The organism is Streptomyces araujoniae (genome assembly GCF_050871195.1).
GTDB classification, from domain to species: Bacteria; Actinomycetota; Actinomycetes; order Streptomycetales; family Streptomycetaceae; genus Streptomyces; species Streptomyces bacillaris.
In genome coordinates this window covers 144,070-164,553 of sequence record NZ_CP194070.1, presented here as the reverse complement: position 1 = coordinate 164,553, position 20,484 = coordinate 144,070, and the positions used below count along the sequence as shown (strand labels likewise).

Below are 20,484 nucleotides of genomic sequence, written 5' to 3'. Positions count from 1 at the left end.
CCGAGGTCTCAGCCCCGGGACCGGGTAAGGGGGCCGTGACGAGCTGGACCGCTGCCGGCCGGGCAGGTACGTCATCGGGTCCGGGCGATCATGGAGGGTGTCCGCCCGCCCGACCCGCCCCGTTGGAGAGAGCCCTCATGAAGCTGCGCTGCGCCGTGATCGAGGACTTCCAGTCCGCCGCCACCACCGTCGCCGACTGGTCGCCCGTCACCCCCGACGTGGACGTCGTCACCTTCACCGGACACCTGGGCTCGGTGGAGGACGTGGCCACCGCCCTCGCGGAGTTCGACATCGTCGTGACCCTGCGCGAGCGGGTCCCGTTCCCGGCGGAGGTGTTCGCGCGGCTGCCCCGGCTCCGGCTGCTGATCGCCTCCGGCATGCGCAACTCCGTGATCGACTTCGCCGCCGCCGGGCGCCACGGCGTCACCGTCTGCGGGACGGCCAGCTCCTCCACCCCGCCGGTCGAACTCACCTGGGCCCTGCTCCTCGGCCTCGCCCGCTCGATCGTCCCCGAGGCGAACGGCCTGCGCGACAACGGCCCCTGGCAGTCCACCCTCGGCGCCGACCTGCACGGCCGGACGCTCGGACTGCTGGGCCTGGGCAAGATCGGCGGCCGGGTCGCGGAGGTGGGCCGCGCCTTCGGCATGGAGGTCGTCGCCTGGAGCCAGAACCTCACCGAGGAACGTACGCGGGAGGTCGGGACCGCGCTCGCCGGGTCCAGGGAAGAGCTGCTGGAGAGCGCCGACTTCGTCTCCGTACACCTGGCGCTGAGCGAGCGCACCCGGGGCCTGATCGGCGCCGCCGAACTCGCCCGGATGCGCCCCACCGCCTATCTGGTCAACACCTCGCGGGCCGCCATCGTCGACCAGGACGCCCTGCTCGCGGCCCTGCACGCCGGGACCATCGCCGGGGCCGGCATCGACGTGTTCGACGTCGAGCCGCTCCCGCCCGGCCACCCGATGCGCACCGCCCCGCGTCTGCTGGCCACCCCGCACCTGGGGTACGTCTCCCGCGCCAACTACGCGACGTACTACGGGCAGGCGGTCGAGAACATCCGCGCGTTCCTCGACGGGGAGCCGGTGCGCCGGATCGGCTGAGGCCGCCCCCGTACGGTCGCGTACGGAGACGGCCCCGGCCGGTCGGCGGCCGTCAGAACCGCAGCGCCGCCGCGATCCGGCCGTGCCCGGCCAGGGAGTCGTCCTCGACGAACACCACGTCCGCCCCGCCGTCGAGGGCCGCTTCGATCAGCTCGTCCACGACGTCCTCGCGGATCTCCGGGTCCTCCGCCGCCGTGGTCCCCTCGGCGACCGGCTCCAGATGTCCGTCGGTCACCCGGACGGTGGCCTGGAAGTGCTCCTCCACCGCGATCAGCCCCACCCGGCCCTCCCGGACGGCGGCCCACACCTCGTCGAGCCCGCCGGCGAACGTGCGGGCGCTGCGCGCGTTGTCGAGGCGGCGCTCGACGTCGGCGGTGGCCTGCCGGGCGCCCTCCTCCAGCGCGGGCCGCAGCTCGTCGAGCACGTCCGCCGGGGGCAGGTCGGCCGGTGCGCCCTTGGCGACCCGGCCGGCGGCCGACCTCGCGCACTCGCCGACGTCGTCCAGGAGCGAGAGGGCGGGCGGCAGCCCCATCACGTACAGCGGACGCGGATCGGCGGCCAGCAGGGCGCGCAGCTTCTCGTCGACCGTACGGAAGAAGTTGCGGGTGTCCTCGTCGGTGAAGGTGCTCGGGGTGTCCCCGATCCGCTCCTCGCGCTGCGGGTTGGGCGGCTCCTTCGGCGCGGTGAGGGGGAAGCCGCCGGTCTCCCGCACCTCGATGCCCCCGTCCGTGCCGTTCCACAGGGTGGCGTGGTCGGCGGCGACGGTGAGTGCCCAGTACGGACGGGCCTGGGCCTTCGCCGCGACGAGGTTGCGGGTGAGATAGGAGTCGCTGAGCACCACGCGTTCGGGCGCGGTGCGCGGCAGCTGCCAGACCTGGTGCTCGTCGGCCGTGGCCAGCACGACCAGCGAGTCCAGGGCCCGGCGCGGGTCCACCTCGTCGACGGCCCGGTCGAGCTCGGCCCTGATGGCGGCGGCCGTCTCCCGGCTCACCCGCGGGTCGGCGTCCAGGCGGTGGCCCGCCTCCGCCACCAGGTTGCGCAGCCGCACGGGGTCCTGGGCGTTGTCGGGGGCCGTGCGGTGGGTCGGCATCGTCAGGGACAGGGCCGGATAGGGCCGGGGCGCCCGCAGCTCCCGCAACACTCCGGCGGTCAGGGCGTCCGTGTCCATCGTTCCCTCCCGGGGCTCGAACCCGCTCCCGTATGAAGCGGATGCTTCGACGAGTCAATTCATACCTTTTGATCCTAGTATGGGCGAGTTGGTGATCATCGGTCGTCGGGGTGCGCGCGACGCCCGCGCCCGATGCCTCCGCGTTCGCGCGTTCTCCTCCGCCCGCTCCCCATCCCTCGATTGGACGGACCGTCCGTGACAGCGAACCTCCACCGCCGCCGGGCCCGCCTCCTGGTGCCCGCCGCGGCCGCCGCCCTGCTGGCCGCCTCCACCGTGGCCTGCGACTCCGACACCGGCGGAGAGGGCACCTCCCGGAGCGTGCGGACGCTCACGCCGGAACACTCCGAGCACGCGGAGTCGGCTGGTTCGTCGGAGTCTCCGCACGCCGAACCGGAGGGGTCGCCCTCCGCGGGGGAGAGCCCGCGCACCCAGCGGAGCTTCGCCGCCTCCGTCTCCGCCGAGACCGAACGCCTGCGGCAGGAGGCCGCCGCGAAGCTCGAAGGGGTCCGGGGCCGGGGCGACGCGGTCGCCGACGTCTCGGTGAACGGGCTGCCCGTCGCCGCGTCGGAGGAGGTCCGCAGCGCTCTCGTCCGGATCACCAACCCCGCGGACGCGCCCGCCTTCTACGCCGTGAAGGTGGAGTTCGTCGACACGGAGGACAAGGTCCTCGACACGGTGTTCGTCGGGGTGGCGGACGCTCCGCCGGACCGCACGGTCACCGCCCAGGCCAACAGCCGCAAGGCCGCCGGGGTGAAGACCTTCCCCCGGGTCGCCCAGGCCGAGCGCGGCTGAGAAGGAGACGCAGATGAGTGCTTCCGACGCGGTGACCGACTCGCTCAACAGGATGCGCGCCGAATTCCGGGACCTCCCCGGCGGGAAGCCCGCCGACTACATCCCGCAGCTGGGTCTCGCCGACCCCGAGGCCTTCGGGCTGGCCCTGGTCAGCATGGACGGCCACTGCTACAGCGCGGGCGAGGCCGACGTGCCCTTCACCATCCAGTCGGTCTCCAAACCGTTCGTCTACGCCCTCGCCCTCTCCCTCCTCGGCCTGGACGAGGTGAGCCGGTGGGTGGGCGCCGAGCCGAGCGGCGACGCCTTCAACGCGATCAGCCTCGAACCGGGCACCGGCCGCCCCGCCAACGCGATGGTCAACGCCGGGGCCATCGTCACCACCGCCCTGATCCCCGACGCCCCCGACGAACCCGCTTTCGAGCGCATCCTGCACTGCCTCGGCCGCTTCGCCGGGCGTGAACTGGAGGTGGACGAGGAGGTGTTCACCTCCGAGGCGACGACCGGTGACCGCAACCGGGCGCTCGCCTACCTGATCCGTGCCACCGGCACCATGCCCGTCGACCCGGTCCTCGCGGTGGACCGGTACTTCCGCCAGTGCGCGGTGCGGGTCACCGCCCTCGACCTCGCCACGATGGCCGCGACCCTCGCGTACGGCGGATTCAACCCCGTCACGCGGGAGCAGGTCGTCTCGGCGGAGGTCACCTCCCGGGTCCTCGCCGTGATGGCGACCTGCGGGATGTACGACGGTTCGGGGGAGTGGCTGCTGCGGATCGGGCTGCCCGCCAAGAGCGGGGTCTCCGGCGGCCTGATCGCGGTCGGCCCGGCCCGCTTCGGCCTCGCCACCTACAGCCCGCCGCTGGACGCCGCGGGCAACTCGGTCCGCGGCCAGGCGGCGCTGCGCGCGCTCTCGGAGCGGTACGGGCTCCACCTGATGCTCAACCCCGCGCTGCCCGGCTCCACCGTCACCCTGGTCACCACCGCGGACGACCTGCCGTCCGCGCCCTCGGCCGACCACGAGCGGGTCCTGCACGAGCAGGTCGGGGTGGTCGCCGCGCAGGGGTCCATCGACTTCACGGCGGCCGAGCGGGTGCTGTACGCCCTGGACGAGTCGGGGCCGGACGAGGAGAGCCCGGTCGTGCTCGACCTGCACGACGTCACCTCGGTCGACTCCGTCGGTCTGGGGATGCTGCACACGGGGCTGGGCCGGCTCTCCGCCGACGGGCGGCGCGTCGCGATCGTGGACCCGCGCGACCTGCTGGGCCCGCCGGACGTCGTCCGGGAGGGCATCGGCCAGGATCTGCCGCGCTACGCGACCCGGGAGGCCGCGGTGGAGGGCAGCGCGCAGACCCTGGCCGGGGACGGGTGACCCGGGGCCGGGACTACCAGATGGCCTCGACCCACTCGGGGTGGTCGACGAACGGGTTCCGGTTGTGCTGGAACCGCTCGAATATGACGTCGTTGCGGCGCTTCTCGAAGGCGTCCGGCGGGTCCTCCTGGCTCCACCGCTTCAGCACGGACAGCTTGCCCATCTTCGGCGCCGAGCCGTTGTTCACCTGCTCGTTGGGTTCGAGGTCGGCGAAGGAGTCGTTGCCCTCGTACCGCACGGCCATGTAGAGGATCATGCGGGCGACGTCGCCCTTGACCGCGTCACGCGGTTCGAAGGAGTCGCCGTCGGTGTAGTTGCCGGGGGCCTCGCCGAGTTCGCTGCCGCCCTCGTCGAAGTCCTTGTTGCCGCGGGCGGAGTTGACCGAGACGTCCGTGGGGCGCAGATGGTGGATGTCGGTGCCCGGGCCCGTGGCCGTACCGAAGCCGCCGTGCGACTTGGCCCAGACGTGCTCGCGGTTCCACTGGTCGGCGTTGCCGCCGTTGTCGTTCTTGGACTGGGAGCGCCCGGTGTAGAGCAGGATCACGTTGGAGGAGTTGGCCGGGTCCTCGTCGGTGGCCTTGAGGGCGTCCCAGACCTGGCTGTAGGAGAGCTTGGTCTGGTCGCTGATGATCGTGTGCAGGGCCGCCTTGAGCTCGGAACCGGTCTTGCCCAGGGCGTCCTGGTAGTACGTGTCGTCGAGCGCGGCGGCGAGGGTGGCGGGCCGGTCGGGCGGGGTGTCGGCGGGCGCCGCGGCGGCGGTGCCCGCGAGTACGGCGACGGCCGCCGCGGTGGCCAGCAGCGGACGCGCGTAGAACGGATGGCGACGGGACATGTGGGGTGTCCTCTCGGAACGCGGGCACCACGGCGCTCGCCCTGGGTGGGGGCGCTCGTCGGGGTGCGGTGCGATGGGTGGTACTCGGGAGCGTCGCACACGGACCGTGGCCCGCGTGTGAACGCTGTGTACCTATCATGTGCAGGTCAAGATTGGGTCCGGTCGGCCCCGGGGCGAGCCCCGCTCCGGGCCCGACCCCGGGACTGTCCGGGGGAGGCTGTCCGGCGGGTGCGACTAGCCGGCGGCCCAGTCGCGCAGGGCCCGTACCGAACCGAAGTCGGCGACGTTTCTGTCCAGGGGATGGTCGGTGTACTGGTGGATCCGCCAGGACGCCTCGATCCGGGGCTTCCCGGCGGAGACGTAGTCGGCGATCCAGAGCCCGTCGCCCGCGTAGCCGCTGGTGTCGTGGGTGCGCCAGAAGGCCCGGTTGCAGTAGAGGAGGACCCGGTGGCCGGGCCGCTCCCGCTTCACCGCGCGCAGGAAGCGGTCCTTCTCCGCGCTGCTCGCGCGCGTCCCGCCGCCGGTCTGCTCCCAGTCGACGGCGAGCAGGTCGCCCTCCTTCTCCGGGGTCCTGCCGAGGAAGTACGCCACCTGGTCCTCGATGTCCCCCGGCCACAGGAAGTGGTAGAAGCCGACGACGCACTCGGCGTCCCGGGCCCGTTTCACCTGGGCGTCGAGACGTGGATTGACGTAGCTGCGGCCCTCGGTGGACTTGACGAAGACGAAGTCGACTCCGTCCGTGTCGTAGGAGGGCTGGTAGGCGCTGACGTCGACGCCGTGGAGCATGGGCACCGCCTCAAGAGATGAGAAACAACGTTCCGGTTCTGCCCACTCCTCGTCCGGAACAAGGCCGGATTCACTCTCCCGGGTGGCGCGGCGGGCCCGTGCCCCTCGGATGCGGCCCGGCCCGTACGGGGCGAGAATTGCGGCACAAGGACGAGGAGGCGGCATGAGCGAAGACCCCGAATCCGTATCCGCGCCCGAGGTGTCGGGCATCACCCCGGACCGGCTCCTGCACACGGGCGGCAGCGACCGGCCGAGCGCGGAGGACCTGGTGCTCGCCTCCGGACGGGACGTGACGCCCGAGACCCTGGAGTGGGCGCGGCGCAAGCTGGCCGACGAGGGGCGCTCCGCCCTCGACAGACAGCTGCCCTGACGCGGCGCACCGCTCCGGAGACGGGGGCGGGACGGACAGGCCCGCGGGGAGACGGGACGGCACGGGCCCGCGCCGGGACGCACGGACCCGCGGGGAGGACGCGGGACGGACAGGCCCGCCGGAACCCTTCCGGCGGCCCCGGTGGGAAGCCGGCGGACGGACCGCCGGGTTGCCGCCACGGCCGCCGTCGGGTGTCGCTACGACCGAGGGGCCGGGGAGCGTGTGGGGCGCCCCCGGCCCCTCGGTTAGCCTGAGCGGCATATGAACCGTTTGACGACCTCACAGGGCACTTTCGAGCTGGCCCGCTTCCCCGAGCATCCGAGCGACCCCTTCCGGGCCTGGGACGCATCCGACGAGTACCTGCTCCGGCAGCTGGCGGACGCCGAGGCGGGGCCCGTCGACCTCTCGGGCACGGTCGCCGTCGTGGGGGACCGGTGGGGCGCTCTGGCCACCGCGCTCGCCGCCCACCGGCCCGTGCAGATCAGCGACTCCTACCTGGCCCGCCGCGCCACCCTCGCCAACCTCGGGCGCAACGGCCTGGACGCCGGCTCCGTGACGCTGCTGTCCTCGCGCGACACCCCGCCGGAGCGGATCGACGTCCTGCTCGTACGGGTGCCGAAGTCCCTGGCGCTCCTGGAGGACCAGCTCTACCGGGTCGCCCCCGCCGTCCACGCGGGCACCGTGATCATCGGCACCGGCATGGTGAAGGAGATCCACACCTCCACCCTCAGGCTCTTCGAGCGGATCATCGGGCCGACCCGCACCTCACTGGCGGTGCGGAAGGCACGTCTCATCTTCACCACCCCCGATCCGGACCCGGCGCCGGAGCGCACGCCGAACCCGTGGCCGTACCGCTACGAACTCCCCACCGGCATCGGCCCCGCCTCCGGCCGCACGGTCGTCAACCACGCCGGGATCTTCTGCGCCGACCGGCTGGACATCGGCACCCGCTTCTTCCTGAAGCACCTGCCCACCCGGTCCGGTCCGGTCCGGATCGCCGACCTGGGCTGCGGCAACGGCGTCCTCGGCCTCTCCGCCGCGCTCGCGAACCCGGACGCGCACCTCACCTTCGTGGACGAGTCGTACGGAGCCGTCGCCTCCGCCGAGGAGACCTTCCGCCTGGGCGCGCCGGACGGGGCGAAGGCGGACTTCCTGGTGGGTGACGGACTGGCGGACCTGGCCCCCGGCTCCCTGGACCTGGTGCTCAACAACCCGCCGTTCCACTCCCATCTGGCGACCACCGACGCCACCGCCCGCACCATGTTCGCCGGTGCGCGGACGGCGCTGCGGCAGGGCGGCGAACTCTGGGTGGTGGGCAACCGGCACCTCTCGTACCACACGCATCTGCGCCGCATCTTCGGCAACTGCACCACGGTGGCGGGGGACCCGAAGTTCGTGGTCCTGCGCGCGGTGAAGCGCTGACGGCACATCCCCCTCGCTCCGGCCCTTCCGGATTCTTGCAACACGTTCTACTGTGTGCGCCGCCGCACACGGGCGACGCAGACGCGAGACTCTGGAGGGGCCGTGCACCTCGCATACACGCCTGGACAAGAGCAGTTGCGCACCGAACTCCGTACGTACTTCGCCGCGCTGGTCCCCGACAACGCCTACGCCCGCTACGCGGAACCCGCCGCCCAGAAGCGTTTCTACCGCGAGACGATCCGCCGCCTCGGCACCGACGGCCGGCTGGGGGCGGGCTGGCCGGAGGAGTACGGAGGCCAGGGGCTCACCCCGATGGAACAGTTCATCTTCTTCGACGAGGCGGCCCAGGCGGGCGTCCCGCTGCCGCTGATGGCGCTGAACACGGTCGGCCCCACGATCATGCGGTACGGCACCGAGGAGCAGAAGGCGTACTTCCTGCCGAAGATCCTCGCCGGTGAGATCGACTTCGCGATCGGCTACAGCGAACCGGACGCGGGCACCGACCTCGCCGCCCTGAGGACCCGCGCGGTCCGCGACGGGGACGCCTACGTCGTCAACGGCCAGAAGATCTGGACCACCAACGGCGACACCGCCGACTGGGTCTGGCTCGCCGTCCGCACCGACCCCGACGCCCCGCCGCACAAGGGCATCACCATGCTCCTGGTCCCCACGAGCGACCCCGGCTACTCCTGCACCCTCATCAACACCCTTGCCTCGCACGACACCACGGCCAGCTACTACGAGAACGTCCGCGTCCCCGTCTCCCACCGGGTGGGCGAGGAGAACCAGGGCTGGCGCCTCATCACCAACCAGCTCAACCACGAACGCGTCACCCTCGCCGCCCACGGCACCATGGCGGTCCGCGCCCTGCACAACGTCCAACGCTGGGCGGCGGAGACGGAGTCGGCCGACGGCCGCCGCGTCATCGACCTCCCCTGGGTCCGCGCCCTCCTCGCCCGCACCCACACCCGCCTCGACGCCATGAAGCTGCTCAACTGGCAGATGGTCGCCGCCCTCCAGGACGGGACCCTCACCCCGCAGGACGCCTCGGCGGTCAAGGTCCACGGCTCCGAGGCCCGCCGCGACGCCTATGCCTGGCTCATGGAGATCACCGGCTCCGCGGGCCCGCTGAAGGAGGGCTCCGCCGGCGCGGTCCTCCACGGGGAACTGGAACGCGGCTACCGGTCGGCGGTCATCTTCACCTTCGGCGGCGGCAACAACGAGATCCAGCGCGAGATCATCTCCTGGATCGGACTCGGGATGCCGCGCGTGCGGCGGTGAACGGACGGCAGGGCGCCGACCCGCGACGGCGGCCCACGGCGCACCGCACGGATCACGCATTCCACACTGGCCGAAACATATAAGTGACGTGTTTCACAGTGGAACAAACGTGTGAACACGCAACGGCCTGCGAGACATACTGAGTGCCATGACACCGAGGGCACATCCGTGGACGCCTGCTGTTCGCTCCTGCGCGCAGGCCGCGACCCGTGCCCTGACCGCGGCACCCCGGTGAGCCGCGCCCATTCCGGCTCGATCCGCCCTCGCGTACGCACCCGTCACGGCTGGTCCCACGACCTGGCCGACGCACCGGTGAGCGTGCCGAAGCGGTCCGGCCGTCGCGAACCGTCCGGTGGAGTGGCAGGGGGGAATCCGGCATGAGCCTGCACGCGCTCGCCCGTATGTACGCCGACGGCAAGGTGTCGACGGCGGGGGTACTGGCCGAACTCTCCAGGCGTGTGGACATCCCCCTCTCCGAGGGGCAGCGCGGCCTGTGGGCGCTGGCCAAGCTGGAGCCGGAGACGTACGCGTACAACGTCCCCGTGTGCCTCTCGGCCGCGGACGTGGACACCGAGGCGCTTCGGGCCGCGTTCCATGACACCCTCGCCCGGCATCCGCTGCTCTCGGCCACGGTGCGCGAGACGGAGGACGGGCCGCGTCTGTCCCACGGCGACCCGGACGGTTTCCCCGTCGAGTCCGTGGACATCTCCGATCTGCCCTCCGGCCGGGTGCCGGAGCTTCTCAAGGAGCGGGCGAGGCAGCCGTTCGACCTGGCCGGTGGCCCCCTGACCAGGCTGACCGTGCTGCGCCGCTCCGCGTCCGAGTCGTATGTCCTGCTGGTCGTCCACCACTTGGTGATCGACGGGGTGTCGGCGCGTCTCGTCATCGACACGCTGTTCCGTTCCTACCGGGCGCGGGTCGAGGGGCGGGACGTCCCGATCGAAGTGGGCGCACCCTCGTTCGGTGAGTTCGTCGCGTGGGAGCGGGACGCGCTCGCCGGTGAACGCGCCGTGGAGGACCGGGAGTTCTGGGTGCGGGAACTCGCCGGCGCGGAGGTCCTCACCGGGTTACCCGCCCAGGCGGCTCCGGAGCCGGACGCGCCTCACGTGGGCGAGGTGCACACCAGCCGGCTGTCGCGGGAGCGGGCCGCCGCCGTCGCGGCCTTCACCGCCGCCCAGGGGATCAGCCCGGGGACCTTCTTCCTGGCGGCCTTCCTGACCCTCCTGCACCGGTACACCGGCAGCGAGGACCTCGTCATCGGGATGCCGGTGGCCGGGCGCCCGACGGAGCGGTTCGACCCGATCGTCGGCCACTTCGTCAACACGCTGCCCGTCCGGAGCAGACCGGACGCCTCCGAGGAGTTCACCTCGTTCGCCCGGCGCGTGCAGTCCACGGTGCTCGACGTGCTGGAGCACGGGGCCTACCCGTTCCACCGGATCGTGAACGATCTCGGCGCCCGTGGCGCGAATCCGCGGTCACCCCTCTACCAGATCGTCTACAACTACCAGGACTCCGCTCTCTCCGGCTATCTGGGCGAGCGGGCCCGCGCCACCGGCGAGACGGACTTCGACCTCGTCGACGGGCTGTACCAGCTGGGCGAGTACGACCTCACGGTGGACGTGGTCCCCGGTGACGGCTTCCTGGTGAACTGGAAGTACCACCCCGACGCCTTCCCGGCCGACGCCGTCGCGGACATGGCGCGGCACTTCGCCACCCTGGTGGACAGCATCCTCGACACGGACGGGCGGTCGCCGATCGGGAGGCTGGACCTGCTCGACGACGAGGAACGGCGTCTCGTCATCGAGCACTGGAACCGCACCGAGACCGGCCTTCCCACGCACCGGACGTGCTGGGACCTCTTCACGGAGCAGGCGGCGGCGACCCCGCAAGCCCCGGCGGTCACCTGGCGGGAGCGCACCCTCACCTATCGCGAACTCGCGGACCGCAGCACGGCGCTGGCCGAGGCGCTGAGGCGGCAGGGCGTCGGCCCCGGGGACGTCGTAGGGGTCTGCCACGAACGGTCGGCCGACCTGGTCGTGGCCCTCCTCGCCGTCATGGGACTCGGCGCGGCGTACCTGCCCCTGGACAGCCGGATGCCGGCCGAACGCCTCTCGTACATGATCGAGGACAGCGGCGCGAACCTCGTCGTCTGCCATGAGGCGGTGCTGGACAGGCTGGCCGCCGTGGGGATGCCCGAGGCACGGCTGTACGTGACGGACCGCCGGGACGACCGGGCCGCCCAGGCACCGGCACCGGCGGGGGAGACCGCCGGCGAGGCGCCGGAGCCGCGAGCCCCGGCAGCACGGGCCGCCTACATCATCTACACCTCGGGCAGCACGGGAAGGCCCAAGGGCGTCCTCGTCCCGCACACGGCGCTGACCAACTTCCTGCTGGCCATGGCCGGCACACTGGAAGTGACGTCCGACGACCGGCTGCTGGCCCTCACCACCCACAGCTTCGACATCGCCGCCCTGGAGCTGTACCTGCCGCTCATCACCGGCGGACAGGTCTGCGTCGCCGACGCGGCCACGGCAGCGGACGCCACCCTGCTCGCCGAGAAGGTCGCGGAGTGGCGGCCCACCATCATGCAGGCCACCCCGGCGACCTGGGCCATGCTGGTGCGCGTCGGGTGGCGGAACACCGAGGGCGTCAAGGTGCTGTGCGGCGGCGAGGCGCTGCCGGACGGCCTCAAGGACCACCTGGTGGCGCGCGGCGAGGCCTGGAACCTGTACGGGCCCACGGAGACGACCATCTGGTCGGCGGCCAAGCGACTGCGCCGCGAGGAGCCGGTGACCATCGGCAGCCCCATCGCCAACACCCGGCTGTACGTCCTCGACCAGAACCTGAACCCTCTTCCGGTCGGCGTGACCGGTGAGCTGCACATCGCGGGCGACGGGGTCGCCCTGGGCTACCACCGCAGGCCGGAGCTGACGGCCGAGCGCTTCCTGGGCGACCCGTTCGCGCCGGGGCGGCTCTACCGGACCGGCGACCGCGCGCGCCGGCTGCCCAACGGCGAGATCGTCGTCCTGGGCCGGATGGACAACCAGGTCAAACTGCGCGGCCATCGGGTCGAACTCGGCGAGATCGAGGCGGCGCTCGACGCCCGCCCGGAGATCGCCCGAAGCATCGTCCTGCTCGAACACGCCGGCCTGTCCGACCGGCTCACGGCCTACTGCACGGGGAGCGGGGACGCGCCGGTCGACGCCGCGCTGCTGCGCGCGGAACTCGCCAGGACCCTCCCCGCCTACATGGTGCCCGCCGCGTTCGTGACCCTGGACGCCTTCCCGCTCACACCGCACGGCAAGGTCGACCGGGCGAGGCTGGCGGAGGCCGCCCGGACGGGGCCGCTCCCGGCCGCCGGCAGTTCGGTGTCCGACAGCCCGGCCGCCGACAGCCTGGTGGCCGCGCCCGACATCGAGCGGACCGTGCGCGGGATTTTTGAAGAGGTGCTCGCCTCGGGGGACATCGACCGTGCCGCGGGCTTCTTCGACATCGGCGGAGACTCGTTCGCGGCCATCGAAGCGGTCGAGCGGATCAACCGCGCGTTCGGCTGCTCGTTGCGGCCCACCAGCATGTTCGCGCACCCGTCCGTCGCGGCGATGGCCCGCCACCTGACGGGGCTGCTGCCCGACGGGAAGGCACCCGGCGGGGAGAGAGCGGGCGGACGGGCGGCCGCTGGGCCACAGGCCCCCGCGCCGCAGCGGGCCGAGTCCGGGCGGCACCCCGGTCCGCGCCGTACCACTCCGTCGGCCGACGACGCCTCGCTCGGCGACGCGATCGCGGTCATCGGCATCTCCTGCCGGTTCCCGGGAGCCCTGGACCACCGTGCGTTCTGGTCCGCGCTCGTGGAGGGACGCAGCGGCTCCACCTCCTGGTCGGCCGGGGAACTGCGCGCCCTCGGAGTGCCCGAGGAGCTGATCACCCGGCCCGGGTACGTACCGCAGCGGTCGGTGGTGGACGGCAGGGCGGAGTTCGACGCGGCGTTCTTCGACATCTCGCCCCGCGACGCCGAGTTCATGGACCCCCAGGCGCGCCTGCTGCTGCAGCACGCGTGGCAGGCGCTGGAGGACGCCGGCTACCGCCCGGAGGACGTTCCGCAGACCAGCGTCACCACCTCCACCAGCGCGAACTTCTACCAGGCCCTGCTCCCGGCGCTGATGGCGAACGCCTCGGGCCCGCGAGTCCTGGCGAGTTCGGAGACGTACGCGGCGTGGCTCTTCGCCCAGGGCGGCACGGTGCCCACGATGATCTCGACGAAGCTGGGCCTGCACGGTCCCAGCATGGCGGTGAGTACCAACTGCTCCTCCGCCCTGAGCGCGGTGCACGTCGCCTGCCAGGGACTCCTGGCCGGTGACGTGGACCAGGCGCTCGTCGGCGCGGCCAGCCTGTTCTCCGCGGGGGAACTGGGTTACGTGCACCAGCCGGGCCTGAACTTCTCCAGCGACGGAAACAGCCGCGCGTTCGCCGACGGCGCCGACGGCATGTCCGGCGGTGAGGGCGTCGGCGTGGTCGTCCTCAAGCGCGCCGGTGAGGCGATCGCCGCGGGCGACCACATCTACTGCCTGATCCGCGGCATCGCGGTGAACAACGACGGCGGCGACAGAGCGGGGTTCTACGCGCCCAGTGTGCGGGGCCAGGCCGAGGTGATCCGCAAGGCGCTGGACAAGGCGGGCACGGACCCGTCGACGATCAGCTACGTCGAAGCGCACGGCACGGGCACCAGGCTCGGCGATCCCATCGAGGTCGCGGCACTGACCGAGGTGTACCGCGACCACACCGATCGCAGCCGGTTCTGCGGCATCGGCTCGGTCAAGAGCAACATCGGCCACCTGGACGCGGCCGCGGGGATCGCCGGCCTCATCAAGGTGGCCCTGTCCTTGCAGCACGGTGAGGTGCCGCGGACCCTCCACTGCGACGTGCCGAGTACGGAGATCGACTGGGACGATTCGCCGTTCTTCGTGGCCGACCGGAACCTGCCGCTGGTCGGCGACGGACCGGCGCGGGCGGGACTCAGCTCCTTCGGGATCGGCGGCACCAACGCGCACGCCGTACTGGAACAGGCGCCGACCGGTGCGCGGGCCGCCGGACGCCCCGGCCCCCAGGCGGTCATCCTCTCGGCCCGCGACGGGGAGCGGCTCGGCGCCCTCGCGCGGCGACTGCTGGAGTTCCTGCCGGGATACCGCGACACGCACGGCGACCTGGCCTCGCTCGCGTACACGCTGCAGGTCGGACGGCGGGCGATGGCCGAACGCGTGGTCTTCGTCGCGCACGACGTCGACGGGCTGATCGCGTCGCTCCAGGAGTACGTCGGGCGCGGCGCGCGCGGAGCGGTGTTCGAAGGGACGGCCCGACGGCCGGAGGACGAGCTGCGGGCCATGTTCGAGCGCCCCGGTGAGCTGCGGGACCTCCTGGCCCGGTGGCTCGAACGCGGCGAGTGGGACAAGATCGCGCCCCTGTGGGTCAACGGCATCGACGTCGACTGGCACGCCCACCACGGCGAGCGTCCGCCGGTGCGGGTGAGCCTGCCTGCGTATCCGTTCGCCGGGAAACGGCACTGGCCGACTGCCGGGGCGGTGCCGGTTCCGCGCGCCGCCGACCGGCTCGGCGCCCTGCCGCACACCCGGGCCACCGGCTCCTCCGCCGCCGTTCCGGTGCCTCGGGCCGCCGAACCGCCCGACGCGGAAGCGCTGCTGGTAGCCGCGGCCGGGTCCCAGGGGGTCGCGACGTTCCTGTCCGGTCACGCGTCCGCCACGGACGCGCTGGACAGCCTTTCGCGCCCGCTCGTGCTCGCCCAGCTCGTGGCGGCGGGCCTCTTCGACGCGCCCGTCCGTCGCGACCTGCTCGGGCAGCGGATCTCGCCGTCCCTCGCCCCGTGGCTCGACCACACGGTCACCGTGCTGCTCAGCCACGGGGAACTCGTGCGCGAGGGCGACCTCGTGGTGCCCGGGAAGAGCGCGCCGGGCGTCGAACAGGCCTGGCACAACTGGCGTACGTGGAAGGACGCCCGTGCCCACGATCCGGAGCTGGCGGCCAGGACCGGCCTGACCGAGCGCATGATCGAGGCCCTGCCCGCGATCCTGTCCGGCCGGACGAAGGCCACGGCGGCCATGTTCCCGGGCGGCTCGTTCGCACTGGTCGAACCGGTGTACCGGGGGAACGCGACGGCCGACTACTTCAACGACGTGACGGCCGCCGCGGTAGCCGCGGAGGTCGAGGCCCGCGGCGACGGGGTCCGGCTGCTGGAGATCGGAGCGGGCACCGGCAGCACCAGCGAGCGCGTCTTCGCCGCGCTGGCGGGCCGCGACCTCGCCGAGTACCGCTACACGGACATCTCGAAGGCGTTCCTGATCGACGCGGAGCGGCGGTTCGCCGACCGCGTCCCGTACGTGTTGTTCTCGGCCTTCGACGTGGAACGGGAGCCCGGCGCCCAGGGACTTGCCACGGGCGGGTACGACATCGTCGTCGCCAACAACGTCCTGCACGCCACCGAGGACATCGTGCGGACCGTGCGCCACGCCCGGGCACTGCTGCGTCCCGGCGGCGTCCTCGTCCTCAACGAACTCGCCCGGAACGACTGGTGGTCGCACCTGACCTTCGGGCTCCTCGACGGCTGGTGGCGGTTCACGGACGGACGGCGTATCCGGGGCGGACCGGCCCTGTCCCCGGACACGTGGCGCGACGTGCTGCGGGAGTGCGGGTTCGACACGGTCGAGCCGCTGGCGGCGCCCGCCCACGACCTCGGTCAGCAGGTCCTGCTGGCGCGCGTCGGCTCGCCCGTCCCGCGCCGGTGCGCGCCCCCCGCCCCGCGGCCTGCCGCGTCCGGTTCGATCGAGGAGCACGTCCGCGCGGCCGTGGAGCGGATCCTCACCGAGACGCTCAGGCTGACGGCGGACGAGCTGGCGGACGACAAGCCCTTCGCGGACTACGGACTGGACTCGCTCACCGGCGTCTCCCTGGTGCAACGGCTCAACGAGTCCTTGGGCACCGACCTCGACCCGAGCGTGCTGTTCGAGAACCCGTCGATCACGCGGCTGACGCGATTCATCGTCGCCGAGGAAGGTGCCGCCCTCGTGGCCGCGGTGCCCGAGGCGTCGGCCGTTGCCGAGGCGTCGGCTGTACCCGAGGCGTCAGCGGCGCCCGTCCCTGTGCCCTCCGCCCTGCCCGGGCCGTCCGTGGCACCACCTGGGCCGTCCGTGGCACCCGGGCCGTCCGCGGTGCCCGTACCGCCGCCGGTGCCCGAGCCCTCCGCCGTACCCGAACCGGCTGCCCCGCCCGCGCCCTCCGCCGTGTCCGCGCCGCCGCGTCGTGGCCGGGAGCCCGTCGCGATCGTCGGCATGAGCGGCCGGTTCCCGGGCGCCCGGGACACCGACGAGTTCTGGGACCTGCTGGCCTCCGGCCGGGACGCCGTCACGAAGGTGGACCGCTGGGACCTCGCGTCGCTGGGCAGCGTCTGCCTGGACGGCGGCCTCCTGGACGGCGTCGACGAGTTCGACCCGCTCTTCTTCGGGATCTCCGGTGCGGAGGCCGTCTACATGGAGCCGCAGCAGCGGCTGTTCCTCCAGGAGGCGTGGCGCGCGCTCGAGGACGCGGGCCACGCGGGCGACTCGCTCGACCGGGACCGGTGCGGCATCTACGTGGGCTGCGCCGCAGGCGACTACCTGGACCTGACGGGGCCGTCCGACTACCCGGGCCAGGCGCTCTGGGGCAACATGAACTCGCTGGTGCCGTCCCGCATCGCGTACTACCTCGACCTGCACGGGCCGGCACTCGCGGTCGACACCGCGTGCTCCAGCTCGCTGGTCTCCCTCTACCTGGCCTGTCAGGCACTGTGGGCGGACGAGGTCACCACGGCCATCGCGGGCGGGGTCTACGTACAGAACTCCCCGCGGCTGTATCTGGCGGCCTCGCGGGCCGGAATGCTCTCCCCGACCGGGCGGAGCCGGGCGTTCGACCAGGCCGCCGACGGATTCGTGCCCGCCGAGGGGGTCGGTGCGCTGGTCCTCAAGCGGCTCTCGGACGCCCAGGCGGACGGCGACCACATCCACGGCGTGATCAGCGGCATCGGGATCAACCACAACGGCACGACGAACGGGATCGCCGCGCCGAACGGGACCTCCCAGGAACGGCTGATGCGGCAGATCTACCGGGACTTCGCCATCGACCCGGCGGGGATCGGTCTGGTCGAGGCGCACGGCACCGGCACCAAGCTCGGTGATCCGGTGGAATTCCGGGCGCTCGACCGCGCGTTCCGCGGTTTCACCGACGCCGAGCGGTTCTGCTCGCTCGGCTCCACCAAGGCCTCCATCGGCCACGCCCAGGCCGCCGCCGGCGTCATCGGCGTCATCAGGACACTGCTGGCGATGAGGCACGAGGCGATCCCCGGCCTGCCCCACCACACGGAGACGAACGCCAGCGTCACGCTGGCCGGAAGCCCGTTCTTCGTCCACACGGAGCCCAGAGAGTGGGCCGTGCCCGAGGGCGGCAGGCGGCGCGCCGCGGTCACGTCGCTCGGCGCGAGCGGAACCAACGCCCACGCCGTGATCGAGCAGCCGACCGTGCCGTCCACGCCGCCGCGGAGCAGGCCGGACGTGGCCCGGCTGTTCGTGCTGTCGGCGGCGACGGAGCAGGCACTGCGTGACCAGGTGGCCCGGCTCGCGCGCCACTGCCGCGAGCACCCGGACCTCGATCCCGGAGACGTGAGCCACACCCTCCTGCTCGGCCGCAGACACCTGCGGCACCGCTGGGCGGCGGTGGTCCGGGACATCACGGAACTGGAGAGCCGGTGCGATGCCCGGCTCTCCGGGCAGGACATCGCGGCGCGGGGCGCCGACTCCCAGGTGCAGGCGCTCGCCCAGCAGTTCCTCGACGGCGGGGCACCGGACTTCACCGAGCTGTTCCGCGACAGGCGCTACGGTCGCGTTCCGCTGCCCGGCTACCCCTTCGAGCGGGAACGCTACGCGCTGCCGACGCGCGCCGCGGCGGACGACGGACCCCGGCGCGACGGGCGACTCCTCACCGGCGACGAGTTCTATCTGCGGGAACACCGGATACAGGGAACCGGGATCGCCCCGGGGGCCATGTATCTCCAGTGGGCCGCCGCGGCGGCGCGGCGGACCGCGAGCGCCCCGGTGCGCCTGCACGACGTCGTGTTCCTGCGGCCCCTCTCGGTGCCGGGGGCGCCGCGCGCGCTGCGCGTGGCCCTTCGCCCGGACGGCGACGCCACCCGGTTCACGGTGTCCTCCACGGAGTCCGCCGGGGACGAGCCCGTACTCCACTGCCAGGGCGAGGTGTCCGCCACGGAGCCGACGGCCGCGCGGGCGCTCGATCTGCCCGCGCTGCTCCGGGACTTCCGGCCCACGGCATTCGACCCCCAGCGGTTCTACGCCGAGTGGCGGGACCGCGGGATCGCCTACGGGCCCGCGTTCCAGGGGGTCGCCGCGGTCCATCGCGGCGACCACGCGGTGCTCGCCCGGCTGAGGCTGCCCGGCACGGCGCCGGCGACCGCGGACGGTCCTCTTCCGCACCCGGCGCTGGTGGACGCGGCGATGCAGTGCATGCGGCTGCTCCACGGCGACGGCGATGACCGCGACGACCGGGTCGGGCTGGTGTTCACCATCAGGACGGTGGAAGTCCTCGCCCCCGGCGCGACCACGATGTGGGCCCTGGTACGCCGTGCCGAGGACGCGCACGGCGCGGACCGGATCGACATCGACCTCGCGACCGACGACGGCACGGTGTGCCTGCGCCTGCGGGGCATCGCGGGCCGACGGACCGGGCGGACACCGGACCCGGCGCGTGCCGAGCGGACGCAGGACCCGGCGCATGTCGAGAGGACGCCGGAAGCGGCGGACGGCGTCACCACGCTGATACCGGTCTGGGATTCCATCCAGCCGACGGAATCCGCGCCATGGCCGCCGAGCTCCGCGTCCGTGGGCATCATCGCGCCCCCGGGGCGGGCACGGGACGCCCTCCTCGCGCGCCTTCCCGGCGCGCACGTGCTCGCGGACCCGGCGCAGCGTACGCGCGACGACCTGGAGACGGCTCTCCGGTCCGTCCCCGGACTCGACCATCTGATCTGGGTGGCGCCCGCCGCCGTGGAGGACCGGTCCGGGGCGAGCGTCGTCGAGGACCAGGCCGACGGCACGCTGCACGCCTTCCGCACGGTGAAAGCCCTGCTGGCCGCCGGGTACGGCGACCGCTCCCTGGGGCTCACCCTGATCACCGAACGGGCGCACGCCGCCCATGAGGCCGAGGCCGTCGATCCGGCGCACGCGGGTGTCGCGGGCCTGGCGGGGACGGCCGCGAAGGAGTACCCGAACTGGCGGGTGAGGGCTGCGGACGTCGAGGAGTACGACGCGTCCTCCCTGGCCGCGGTGCTGGACCTGGCAGCGGACCCGGACGGCAACCTGCGCATCCACCGCGACGGCCGGTGGCACGAGCAGCGGCTGATGACGGTCCGGCCGGCCCCGCCGACGTCGTCCCGGCTGCGGCAGGGCGGCACGTACGTCATTGTCGGCGGGGCGGGAGCCCTCGGCACGGTCATCAGCGCCCACCTGATCCGGCGGTACCGCGCCCAGGTGGTCTGGCTCGGCCGCAGGCCGCAGGACGCCCGCGTCGACGCCGCCATCGCCCGGGCCGCCGGCGCGGACGGGCCCGCGCCGCTCTACCTGCGCTGCGACGCCACCGACCTCGCGGCCCTGCGCGCGGCGAAGGACGAGATCGTACGACGGTTCGGCGCGGTGCACGGCGTCATCCACTCGGGCCTCGTGTTCGCGGGGGCGACGCTGTCCCGGATGAGCGAGCCGCAGTTCGAGGACGTGCTGCGCGGCAAGGTCGACGCCGGCGTCCGGTGCATGGAGGTGTTCGGCGGCGAAGCGCTCGACTTCGCCCTGTTCCTCTCCTCGATCAACTCCTACCTCAAGGCCATCAAGCAGGCGAACTACGCGGCCGCCTGCACGTTCCTCGACGCGTTCGCGCTGACCGTGCGACGCCGGTACGGGACGGACGGCAAGGTCCTGAACCTGGGCTACTGCTTCAACAACGCACCCGCCGAGGGGGAGCGGGGCGCGGTGGTCGGAGCACAGGCGCCGCTCATCCAGCCGGACGAGCTGACGGCGGCGGTCGAACAGCTCTGCGCGGCGCCGGTCGGCAGACTGACGCTGATGAAGTTCAGTCCCGCGCTCAACGACCGGGGCATCGTCCTGGGCGGCGACGACGTCACCCTGCCCACGGCCGTGTCGCCGGACGCCACGCCCGCCGGCCTCCGGGAACCGGCGGCGGTCGCGCCGGACGGCGAACTGGAGCTGGTACGCGCCCGCATCGCCGAGCTGACCGCGCTCGCGATCTGATCGCGGCCTCCGAAGGGACTGA

General features: G+C 72.9%; 10 protein-coding genes. 7 read left to right on the top strand and 3 right to left on the bottom strand.

The window, feature by feature from the left end; genetic code table 11:
- Positions 1-137 precede the first annotated feature (137 nt).
- Positions 138-1,097, top strand: a complete 960-nt coding sequence (locus ACQ9ZG_RS00640) for a D-2-hydroxyacid dehydrogenase family protein (protein ID WP_109915110.1) — start codon at positions 138-140, stop codon at positions 1,095-1,097.
- Positions 1,098-1,149: 52 nt separating this feature from the next.
- On the opposite strand, the gene ACQ9ZG_RS00635 is transcribed toward ACQ9ZG_RS00640, so the two are convergent.
- Entirely contained in the window at positions 1,150-2,265 is a 1,116-nt protein-coding gene (locus ACQ9ZG_RS00635) for a baeRF3 domain-containing protein (RefSeq protein WP_109915111.1), read from the bottom strand.
- A 195-nt stretch (positions 2,266-2,460) separates the two neighbouring features.
- On the opposite strand from ACQ9ZG_RS00635, the gene ACQ9ZG_RS00630 reads away from it, so the two are divergent.
- Both ACQ9ZG_RS00630 and glsA read left to right on the top strand, forming a co-directional pair.
- A complete protein-coding gene (locus ACQ9ZG_RS00630) occupies positions 2,461-3,057 on the top strand; it encodes a hypothetical protein (protein WP_109915112.1) in 597 nt (198 codons plus the stop codon).
- Between the two features lie 13 nt (positions 3,058-3,070).
- Positions 3,071-4,423 (top strand): glutaminase A, encoded by a 1,353-nt coding sequence (glsA, locus tag ACQ9ZG_RS00625; RefSeq protein WP_109915113.1) that lies wholly within the window; start codon positions 3,071-3,073, stop codon positions 4,421-4,423.
- A 13-nt stretch (positions 4,424-4,436) separates the two neighbouring features.
- Here glsA and ACQ9ZG_RS00620 read toward each other — a convergent pair whose 3' ends face one another.
- The gene (locus ACQ9ZG_RS00620; protein ID WP_499279632.1) at positions 4,437-5,255 is read right to left on the bottom strand and encodes an endonuclease I family protein; all 819 of its coding nucleotides are present in this window, start codon (positions 5,253-5,255) and stop codon (positions 4,437-4,439) included.
- A 234-nt stretch (positions 5,256-5,489) separates the two neighbouring features.
- On the bottom strand, positions 5,490-6,041 hold the full coding sequence (locus ACQ9ZG_RS00615) for a GH25 family lysozyme (RefSeq protein WP_109914814.1): 552 nt from the start codon (positions 6,039-6,041) through the stop codon (positions 5,490-5,492).
- Between the two features lie 163 nt (positions 6,042-6,204).
- On the opposite strand from ACQ9ZG_RS00615, the gene ACQ9ZG_RS00610 reads away from it, so the two are divergent.
- The 4 genes from ACQ9ZG_RS00610 (at position 6,205) to ACQ9ZG_RS00595 (ending at position 20,462) form a co-directional block, all read left to right on the top strand.
- Positions 6,205-6,411, top strand: coding sequence for a hypothetical protein (locus ACQ9ZG_RS00610; protein ID WP_109914815.1), 207 nt, complete (start codon positions 6,205-6,207; stop codon positions 6,409-6,411).
- Positions 6,412-6,672: 261 nt separating this feature from the next.
- A complete protein-coding gene (locus tag ACQ9ZG_RS00605; protein WP_109914816.1) occupies positions 6,673-7,833 on the top strand; it encodes a methyltransferase in 1,161 nt (386 codons plus the stop codon).
- Between the two features lie 102 nt (positions 7,834-7,935).
- Positions 7,936-9,114 (top strand): acyl-CoA dehydrogenase family protein, encoded by a 1,179-nt coding sequence (locus tag ACQ9ZG_RS00600; protein WP_109914817.1) that lies wholly within the window; start codon positions 7,936-7,938, stop codon positions 9,112-9,114.
- A gap of 377 nt (positions 9,115-9,491) precedes the next feature.
- Positions 9,492-20,462, top strand: a complete 10,971-nt coding sequence (locus ACQ9ZG_RS00595; RefSeq protein ID WP_499279629.1) for an amino acid adenylation domain-containing protein — start codon at positions 9,492-9,494, stop codon at positions 20,460-20,462.
- Positions 20,463-20,484 lie beyond the last annotated feature (22 nt).